Origin of the sequence: Spirulina sp. CCY15215, assembly GCF_016888125.1 — a bacterium.
Taxonomy (GTDB): Bacteria; Cyanobacteriota; Cyanobacteriia; order Cyanobacteriales; family Spirulinaceae; genus CCY15215.
In genome coordinates, this window is the sequence record NZ_JACSWA010000242.1 from 1 (window position 1) to 8,441 (window position 8,441).

At 45.5% G+C, this 8,441-nt stretch carries 5 protein-coding genes and 1 pseudogene; 3 read left to right on the forward strand and 3 right to left on the reverse strand.

Features of this window, described 5'->3' with window-relative positions; genetic code table 11:
• The 3 genes and pseudogenes from JUI58_RS27545 to JUI58_RS01870 form a co-directional block, all read left to right on the forward strand.
• A pseudogene (locus JUI58_RS27545) lies at positions 1-154 on the forward strand (Uma2 family endonuclease); the annotation flags it as partial.
• Positions 155-235: 81 nt separating this feature from the next.
• Positions 236-829: a DUF3177 family protein gene (locus tag JUI58_RS01865; protein ID WP_275414292.1), complete on the forward strand. Its 594-nt coding sequence runs from the start codon at positions 236-238 to the stop codon at positions 827-829.
• A gap of 107 nt (positions 830-936) precedes the next feature.
• Positions 937-1,236, forward strand: coding sequence for a hypothetical protein (locus JUI58_RS01870; RefSeq protein ID WP_204102044.1), 300 nt, complete (start codon positions 937-939; stop codon positions 1,234-1,236).
• Positions 1,237-1,276: 40 nt separating this feature from the next.
• Here JUI58_RS01870 and JUI58_RS01875 read toward each other — a convergent pair whose 3' ends face one another.
• The 3 genes from JUI58_RS01875 to JUI58_RS01885 form a co-directional block, all read right to left on the reverse strand.
• The gene (locus tag JUI58_RS01875) at positions 1,277-4,738 is read right to left on the reverse strand and encodes an ATP-binding protein (protein ID WP_204102045.1); all 3,462 of its coding nucleotides are present in this window, start codon (positions 4,736-4,738) and stop codon (positions 1,277-1,279) included.
• Between the two features lie 2 nt (positions 4,739-4,740).
• Entirely contained in the window at positions 4,741-6,318 is a 1,578-nt protein-coding gene (locus JUI58_RS01880) for a serine/threonine-protein kinase (RefSeq protein WP_204102046.1), read from the reverse strand.
• Positions 6,319-6,510: 192 nt separating this feature from the next.
• Positions 6,511-8,358, reverse strand: coding sequence for a hypothetical protein (locus JUI58_RS01885; RefSeq protein ID WP_204102047.1), 1,848 nt, complete (start codon positions 8,356-8,358; stop codon positions 6,511-6,513).
• Positions 8,359-8,441 lie beyond the last annotated feature (83 nt).

Here is an 8,441-nt window from a genome sequence, read left to right on the forward strand (position 1 = left end):
TAGTCTCTATCGTCTAGGCGATCGCGGTTATAAAAGAATTAGCAGCAGTGAAATTCCTGAATTGACAACCCTAGATCTAGAATTACTCTCCCGTTGCGTGCTGATAGCTCAAACTTCACGCTTAGAGGCAGCTACTACCTTTCGCAATGCCTGAGAAGATTAGGAACAAAAGAGCTATATAGGTGGCAAACTAGGTAATGGCGTAAAACATTGAGATTATAGGAGATTAATCGTTTTGTTAGATATTTGGTTTAAACCCCTTATTTGGATGGACTATCGATTAGCTGTCCTCTTCACCGTCATTTTGCCTTTAATTTTGTTGCTTTGGGCAGTAATACGCAAGGAAGAGGCGATAATCCGTCTCCTCATTATTTATTGGCGGGTTGCTAGTCTGCTCATGATTACTGTTTATTTAATGATTCCATCGTGGTCAATTGGCTATATCACCGGGTTTGTCGCCAGAATTTTGATTCCCCTTTCTTTGTGGTTTTGGATCGATATCAATGATGAAATTGACGATCGCGGTTTCAGTCCTCTCAAGTTAACTTTGACGGCTTGGCGTTGGGCGGTGACGGTTTACTGTACCCTGGGAACTCTAGCATTTCTGCCGTTTCTTTCCTGTGCTTTTTCCAGCGCAGCGATAAAAACCCCATTTTGCCGCGTTTGGCTTGAACCGGCCTTTTTCTACAAAAGTTGGATTCATGCTAATTCTCGTCCTGGTTTTCTCGGTTTTCTCGCCGCTATTGGCCTAGCAGCCTATATTCTCTATTTTGTCTATTTTCTCGTTGTTCGTTTGGGCAAACAGGGGCGATCGGCGATGGAGAAGTAGTTTTTGCAAGGTTATTTGCGCTGCACTGACTCCTGTTCCCCCCAGATTTGAGGGGCTAGGGGGGCGAAATTTCCCTACACTGCGTAAGTCTAGATTATTGATTAAAAATGATTGCATCTTTAGGAAAACGCTTAGAGCAATATACGCTGAAACGCCCGCAGGAAGTATTAGTAGTGAGGGCAAAAATTGCAGGAGAAGAAGACGAAATTATTATTTTTAAAGGCTTTTCCAGTTCTCTGATGCGATCGACTGCTTTCGATCCCGATGTGCCAATCTTACCTGAAGATGCCAAAATCATCGCGATCGCCCGCCTTGCCAGTCCCTATAGTCCCGAAAACCCGCAATATATCGAATCCAATCTAACTTTAGAACAAATGGAAACCTATCTCAAAGCCCTGGGAATTTAGAAGCGATCGCCCTCCCGAAAAGATTGCCATAGGGGGAAACCTACTGAATGGGGATATCAATCACAAATTCTGCACCTTCTCCCGGTTGAGAAAAACACTGTAGTTGTCCGCCGTGCTGCTGGGTGATAATTTGGTAACTAATCGATAAACCCAGTCCTGTTCCCGCGCCGATCGGTTTGGTGGTAAAGAAGGGATCGAAAACGCGATCGCGAACATTTTTACTCATGCCCGAGCCATTATCGGCGATGCAAATTCTTATATTTCGTGAGTCTTTTACTTGGGTCTTAATGGATACTTTGGGAGAATCACTAATATCCGAAACACTTAAAAAGTCTATAGCATTAGTGAGGATATTGAGAAAGACTTGATTGAGTTGACTGGCGTAGCAATTGACCAAGGGAAGATCCCCATAATTTTTGGCGATCGCAATGTCGGGACCCTTGCCCCGAGAGCCGAGGCGATGTTGTAGCAAGAGTAGAGTATTGTCTAAACCCTCGTGCAGATCGACTTCCTTTTTATCAGATTCATCAAGACGGGAGAAGTTTCGCAAACCGAGGACAATTTGGCGAATGCGATCGCTCCCTGTTTTCATCGAAGCAAAGAGGCTATCTAAATCCTGACACAAAAATTCAAAATCGATCTCCTCTCTTTTCTCTTCTATCATTGCCTGGGGATGAGAGATATTTTCCTCATAAAGCTCGATGAGATCCACTAAGCTCGCAACATAATTCCGAGCATGAGTGAGATTACCAGAAATAAAGCTGACCGGATTATTGATTTCGTGAGCAATACCCGCTACCATTTGTCCCAAACTGGACATCTTTTCGACTTGGATGAGTTGTGTTTGAGTTTGTCGTAACTCTTGGAGAGTTTGCTGTAATGTTTGGTTATTTTTTTGCAGTTCTTGAGTTCTTTCCTCTACTTTGACTTCTAAGTTGCGACTATAATCCTCCAAACGATGATACAGCATGGCATTGTTAACAGAAATAGCAGCTTGAGTGGAGAGAATTTTGAGAATTTTTAGGCGATCGCCCGTAAAAGCCCCCGCAACCAAATTATTTTCCAGATAAAGCATCCCTTCCTCTGCGGCATTAACGAGAACCACATCCTCATGGGTGCGTTGCACGTATTGAATTAAAGATAGAGGTAACAGATCCGTGGATGCAAAAGGCTGATTTTCCCAGACTGTGACAGTCATCGTCGTGTCAACTTGACCCGAAGCAACAATCTTAAACTGTTCTTGTTCCATGAGGAATAAATAACCCATCTGCGCCCCAGCATTTTCCATCGCCAAACTCATTAAACGGGAAAGCAATTGAGATAAAACAATTTCACTAGAAAGAGTTTGAGCCGCTTTGATGACCGTATTTAAGTCTAAGATTTCCCCAAATCGCCCCGTATTCGTTTGCGTGTTTTGGGTTGAAGTAATGGGGGTAGGATTCGCGGAAACGATTTGAGCTTGTTGCAATAAGGTGGGGTCTTTATCTTGGAGAGCCGTCACTTTTGCCCATACTCCCAAACGATTGTAGTGATATACCGCATCGAGTAAATACTGATTAGCAATTTTGCTGCGCCCGAGGCTCTGATAAAATTCAGATGTTCGCTCAGAAGCGATCGCCACTTCCATCCAAAAGCCCCTCTCTCGGGCAGTGGCAATAGCGCGATCGTAATAGTCCATCGCCTCTAAAAAGTTGCCTTGAAGACGCGATCGCTCTGCCCAAATCAATTCCTGTTTGCTTTGATAATTTTGAGGAGAGAGATCGGCCCAATTCGTGATTTGCTTAGTGTTCGTTTCAATTACTTCCCAAGTCTTCTCTTGTTCCTCGGGGGACAAATCCCCATAAAGCGCTAAATGGACTAAAGTTTCATAAAAGAGATATCCCCCCGAAAGCATAGATGCCGTGGCTGCTGCTTGGTATTGAGCCGTGATGGGGAGCTTGGCTCCCGCAGTTTGCCAATCCTTCAGTACATAGGCCAAAATAACCTCAGCAAAATACACAAAAAACAACGACATCTGATTTTGTTGGGCTTCGAGAGATTTGATTTCCTCGCGATTCAGATAATCCCCCTGGAGTGTGAGGGGATCCGGTGCTTTCCCTTGTAAATTTTGGGTGAGTTGTCGCCAGGTTTTGGCAGGATATAAACCATGATCCTGCTTAGTTTTGGTCAAGAATTCGATATAAATTTCCTGGGCTTGAGCCGCATCTTGCAGTTTTGTTCCCGTTAACATCATGTAACCGCAAGACCACATCGCGCAGTAGGCCGCATAAACCATATCCCCGGTTTCCATGCCCATCTGCACGGTCTTCTCTAAGCGATCGATCGTGAGAGCATGGTCTTCTTGCCAATGACCCACAAAGCAGTTAAACAACATATTAATTTTACATTTGAGGGCATCCGATGGATATTGTTCGAGAATGTTTAAAGAAATCTGTCCGGACTGATAGCCCGAGAGAATATCCTGGAGGGGTCCGCAGAGCATGAGACCGTACATCCCATAGGCATAGGCCGCGAGGGAAGAATGACCAAACTCCAAACAGAGGTTAACCATCCGAAATACAATAAATGGTAAGAGATCCGGACGCGCCATATAAGCTGGCCCCGTAACAATAATGAGGATTTGCAGAGCGGCCAATTGTTGGCGATCGCGCATTTGGGGATAATTGGCCAATTCCTGCAATTGAGGGAGAGGCCGGGTCAATTGCAACCGTGTCGGCTCGATCTCTAAGGGGTATCCCAATAATTCCACCACGGGCAATGCTGTCTCGATCGCCTCATTCATCCGATTTTGAGGAATCAAAAACTGAATTTTTAACTCGTAAATCTTGACCCGATCGAGGAGATTTTGGGCGCGATCGAGAACGATATCCGAAAGATTTTCCGCCTTCTCAAACCGTGCAAGGAGGTATTCTACTTCCACCGTTTCAACGTATAGTTGCAAAGTCAAATTATACTCGGTGTCCCACCCCTCCTCGGGCAGGAGATCGCGACCGATGGTGAGATAGGCCAAGGCTGCATCGTAAGCGGCCGCAGCTTTGGCCTTGCAGCCAGCCTGTAAATTCAATCGTGCCAAATCAAGTCTTTCTTGGGGATCTTTGATGAGGGCAGAGCCGATATTGAGAGGGTTCACAACATCAAAAAGACAATCCTGCAACTGTTCAACGGAAACACTTTGCCGAAGCAAGCGACCGACTTGGAGATGAACCTGTTGTTTTTCCGCCTCGGGAATGAGGGAATAGGCGGCCTGTTGAACGCGATCGTGTAAAAACTTGTAGTGAATTTGCAGGGTTTCGCTATGCTCCATCGCCTGGGGAATTTTGTAGGTATCATTCAAAGGCACAATCAAACTGGATTGAAGAGCATCCCACAGATCCTTAGCGGTGGTTGTTACCGATTTTTCGTTGACAATAGCCAACATTCTCAAATCAAACTGATTGCCAATGCAGGCCGCCAATTGCAAGACGTTTTGGGTGGATGGCGCTAATTTTTGGATTTCGCGCATCATCAAATCCACTTTAAAGGGCGCAGGGCGATCGTTTCGAGGGTGGCCTCGGTCTCCTGAATATTAGTCAGAGTCCGCATTAAGGGATGAGTTGGACTCACCTCATTGTCTCTATAGGCTCCCAACATGAGTAAATACTGCCCGTCGGGATCTGCAACCAGTAATTGAATTAATTGCAGGGATGCGGTATCCGCCCATTGCAGGTCATCTAAAAACATGACCAGAGGATGCTCTTTTTGGGTAAAAACGTGAATAAATTCCCGAAAAACGAGATTAAAGCGGTTTTGGGCCTCCGACGGGGGCAAAAGGGAAATTTCCGGTTGTGGACCGAGAATAGATTCAATTTCAGGAATTACCTCGACGATCGCTTGACCGTTATTGCCCAAAGCAATCTGAAGTTTTTCTCGCCAAGCCGCGATCTGGGTTTCCGTTTCCGTCAACAGTTGGCGAACCAGTTCTCGAAAGGCTTGGATGAGGGAAGCATAGGGCATATTGCGCTGAAACTGATCGAATTTGCCGCTAATAAAATAACCGCGCTGTCTCGCGATCGGCTTGTGGACTTCATTGACCAAGGCTGATTTACCAATGCCCGAATAGCCTGCGACCAGTACCATTTCTGTTGTGCCTTGGCTGACGCGATCGAAGGCTGTCAGCAATTGTCTCACCTCTGCTTCTCGACCGTAGAGCTTTTGGGGAATCGAGAAAGTTCCCCGTCGGTCTTGTTGAGCGAGAATAAAAGGGGATACAGTTTGGTTTTCCCGCCATTGCTGCCCACAAATTTCCAGATCGGCTTTAATCCCATAGGCACTTTGATAGCGATCTTCGGCGGTTTTAGCCATCAGTTTTAAAACCAAGTGAGAGAGAACGGCAGGAATTTGCGGATTTAAAGTATGAAGGGGTTGAGGGGTTTTAGCAATGTGACAATGCACTAATTCCATCAAATCTTGGGATTGAAAAGGAAGTTGTCCGGTCAGGAGTTCATAAAGCGTAACTCCCAAGGAATAAAAGTCCGTCCGATAATCAACTGCTCGGTTCATCCGACCGGTTTGTTCGGGGGAAACATAAGCAAGAGTCCCTTCGAGAAGGTTGGGGCTGCTAATCGTGGGATTCTCTTTAGACAGGCGAGAAGCGATGGAAAAATCTGCCAGTTTTAACTGTTTAGTTTCCGGGTTAAAGATAATATTGTCGGGTTTAATGTCTTTATGAATGACTCGCTTTTGTTGGAGATGTCCCAAAATTTCTGCTAATTGTTGTCCGATCCTGAGAATATCTTCGAGGGAAAGACTTCTGGCCCGAAACCAATAGGCCAGATCGCGTCCGCCAAAATCTTCTAATACTAACACGGGCTTTCCTTGCCATTCTTCTAAAGTATAGGGAATGACTGTCCCCGGAATGTTGAGATCTCGGGTAATATCGTACTCATGTTCGAGTCGGGCAATATCCGTGGAGGAGGGGTAGTCTGTGGTAAAAGTTTTGAGAATGACCGGAGTGCGATCGGGTTGTGTTAATGCCCGATAAACAATGGTTTTCGCTGTTTTCGACAGGGTTGCCAAGACTGCATATTGTGACAAATTGAGCATATTTTGATAGGAAAGATTATCAAAGAGATTTCGGAACTAATGGATATAGAGATGAGATTTTGTAGTATAAAATACTGTTTCTCTCACCCCCTCCATTTTTTTGCATCTACTGTGATTACAAAAGCGATCGCATCGCACAAACACACACAACCCGATCTACTACATTATCGGCTTATTTTTTTGGTATTGCAACTATGAAAATAATCCCTTGAGAAAATCCCAAATCAAAATGATGGGCAAGAAAAGTCGTAAATACCACGGTGAAATTTCACCATTCCAAGGCAATCCCTTTTGGTAGCGCAGGCTATCTGACCAGCGCCGCAGGGATAAAATTGCTGGTTGATGGAGATCCCAAATTTTGCAGTAGGAAACCCGAGCGCCAGAAGCATCGATGATTGAGTTAACGGCGCGGCGAGCCGCTTCGTTGGCACCTTCCATTGTGGCAAGATCCGTATTGGTTTGCACGTAATCTGAAGCGAGAAACAGATTGGGGATTTGAGTATAAGCACGGGGACGAAGAGCCCAAGTATTGACCAAATTTACTAAGAGGGGTTCGCTGTTGATATTGGCCTCGGCATTCCCGATCCGACTTTTATAGCATAGTCTTTCGTTACCCGGACGCAGGCAAAATCGCCGATCGCTTTCGGCCTCGGGTAAGGGAATCGGCCCGACAAATCCTTTGGCAATCAGGGCATTAACGGCTAAACGAGCTTGACTTTGATCGATGTCCAGGCGATCGGCGATTTGCGTTAGAGTGGCATGGTCTCGATTGTGAATCCAGAGGAAAAGCTCTTTGAAATAGTCGGGGAGATAAAGATCGAGAATCTCTTCGAGTTTCTCTGGGTTATCGGCAAGATCGCAACAGTTATGAATGATATCGGGGTCGAGAAACCAAGACAGGAGATCCTCGTCTTTGAGTAAGTAGCGATCGCCGGATTCCTTGAGAGAAAGTTTCATTTGTTCCCAAACTTCAGTTTTAATTTCTTCGGGAGAACAAATTTGGGCGGGTTTTTTGACAACTAATCCCCGAGAGTCATTGATTGCACCGACTTCATCAGTATTGGGATCGATAAAGTAACCCCAATTGGAGGGAATTGCAGAAATAATGCCCTGGACTTGACCATCGCCAAAGTTTTCCATGGGAAAATCCGGCCAAAAAACTTGCTGGGAAATCGAAGTCAAAGCCCAAGGAGAATCAACATAGAGAACGTGACCGTGGGTAACGGGAACATCTCGATTGAGATAAAATTGAATTCCATTCATCCAAGCGGTACTGGTTCCTAAACGTTTGAGGTTGGCCAAGGATGGATCCCCGGCCACAAGATCGTCGGAGATCAGACCGGCGATAATTTCTACGGGTAACGCGGCAATATAGTAGTCCCCCGTCACGGTTGTGTCGATTTTATTGTCCATATCGGTGACGATCGCGCCAGTAATATGCACGGTTCCATTCTCATCTTTGTCTGCTTCGATACTCCGCAAACGATGGGATTGATGATATATCACCCCTCGATCGCGCAAATATTCCAGCCACGGATCGATCCATACGTCATTAGTGGGGCCATTAAGAACGCGATCGGCGCTACTATTCGCGGGATTGATAATACCGAGGAGCAGTTGGACGAAGATATCACCCATTGTCTTTGTGCTGGCTAATTCAGCCCGAGAGGCCACTAAGGAGGTGGTGATTCCTCGCGCTAATAGAGCTTGATAAGCAGGGGACTTATTGGCAGCATCGAGATAGTTCCACCAACTGATTTTCTCGTATTCCCCAAATCGTCGTTCTTTTGAGGAGGTAAACAGTTGCCAAACCCGTTCGGCAAAGAACTCTAGTTCTTCGGGTTGTAAGTCCAATGCCCCCTCTTGGAGCAAGGCTTTGAGAATTAAAATAATATCGGAAAGAGATTGAGGAAAGCGATCGGGCAAGATAATTAAATTTTTGTCTTCTTGATACTGCGCTAATGCCAAGCGGGTTGTATCCACTAAATTATTAAATACAGTGCGCGATGCTCCCCCATTGGTTGGGCAGGGATTATTCACTGACTAGAGAAAAAGACTGTAACCCCGATGTGTCGTTGTAGAACAAATGATTACTAACGAAAAATAAGGGATTGTAACAATTT

What these genes read in the sequence shown, in the direction of transcription:
- JUI58_RS01870 (WP_204102044.1), top strand. Translation starts at nt 937, where the DNA reads ATGATTGCATCTTTAGGAAAACGCTTAGAGCAATATACGCTGAAACGC.
- JUI58_RS01875 (WP_204102045.1), bottom strand. Translation starts at nt 4,738, where the DNA reads ATGCGCGAAATCCAAAAATTAGCGCCATCCACCCAAAACGTCTTGCAA.
- JUI58_RS01880 (WP_204102046.1), bottom strand. Translation starts at nt 6,318, where the DNA reads ATGCTCAATTTGTCACAATATGCAGTCTTGGCAACCCTGTCGAAAACA.